General features: G+C 64.7%; 1 protein-coding gene. It reads left to right on the top strand.

Going from position 1 to position 1,270, the window contains the following annotated elements:
• Window positions 1-70 precede the first annotated feature (70 nt).
• Window positions 71-1,236 (top strand): IS3 family transposase gene (locus ACLQ3K_RS26390; protein WP_168547853.1). Its coding sequence is split into 2 segments (ribosomal slippage): window positions 71-355 and window positions 358-1,236, totalling 1,164 coding nucleotides; the frame shifts between segments, so codons are not numbered across the junction.
• The last annotated feature ends 34 nt before the right edge of the window (window positions 1,237-1,270 follow it).

The raw sequence follows: 1,270 nt of genomic DNA, 5'->3' as shown, positions 1-1,270 counted from the left end.
GGGACTGCTGCACCGATAGGTGACATCTGATCTGGCTTGCCCGAGGGGTGGGCCTGGAAGGATGGCCATCGTGCCTAAGCCCTATCCGCAGGAGTTCCGTGACGATGTGGTCCGGGTTGCCCGGGACCGTGAACCTGGGGTGACACTCGCGCAGGTCGCGAAGGACTTCGGGATCCACGAGATGACCTTGACGAAGTGGCTGCGCCGCGCCGACATCGACGACGGCACCAAGCCCGGCATGACGAGCGGGCAGTCCGCTGAGCTGCGGGAAGCCAACAAGCGAATCCGGTTGTTGGAGCAGGAGAATGAAGTCCTGCGCCGGGCCGCGGCGTATCTGTCGCAGGCGAACCTGCCGGGAAAATGATGTACCCGCTCGTGCAGGAGCTCGCCGCCGACGGGATCCCCGTCACGGTGACGTGCCGGGTTCTCAAGCTCGCCAGACAGCCCTACTACCGCTGGCTCAAGGACGCGGTCACCACCGCCGATCGGGTCGCGGCGGACCGGGCGAACGCCCTGTTCGACGCGCACCGTGATGATCCAGAGTTCGGGTACCGGCTCCTCGCCGATGAAGCCGAAGCTGCAGGTCAACCGATGAGCCCGAGGACGGCGTGGCGGATCTGCTGCGCTAACGGCTGGTGGTCGAGCTTCGGCAAGAAACGTGCACGCAACGGTAAGAAGCCCGGTCCGCCGGTGCACGACGACCTGGTCGAACGGGACTTCACCGCTGAGTCCCCGAACGAGTTGTGGTTGACGGATATCACTGAGCACTGGACCGACGAGGGCAAGCTCTACCTCTGCGCGATCAAAGACGCTTGCTCGGGGCGGATCGTCGGCTACAGCATCGACTCCCGCATGCAATCGCGGCTCGCGGTGGCTGCGCTCAACAATGCGGTCGCCCGCCGAGACGATGACGTCTCGGGTTGTATTGTCCACTCCGACAGGGGCTCTCAGTTCCGATCGCGCAAGTTCGTGTCCGCTCTCAACCGGCACGGCCTGGTCGGATCCATGGGTCGCGTCGGCGCCGCCGGTGACAACGCAGCGATGGAATCGTTCTTCGCGCTCCTGCAACGCAACGTCCTCGACCGGCAACGGTGGAGCACTCGCGAGCAGCTACGGATCGCGATCATCACCTGGATCGAGCGGACCTATCACCGCCGACGCCGGCAAGCACGCCTCGGCCGGTTGACCCCGATCGAATACGAGACCATCATCAACACAGCCGCCTCGGCGGCATAACACCGCAACTGTCACCTATCGGTGCAGCAGTCCC

The organism is Tsukamurella sp. DT100, from assembly GCF_049844855.1.
Lineage (GTDB): Bacteria > Actinomycetota > Actinomycetes > Mycobacteriales > Mycobacteriaceae > Tsukamurella.
Note: the sequence above shows the minus strand (reverse complement) of the source record. Positions and strands in the feature narration are given on the sequence as shown.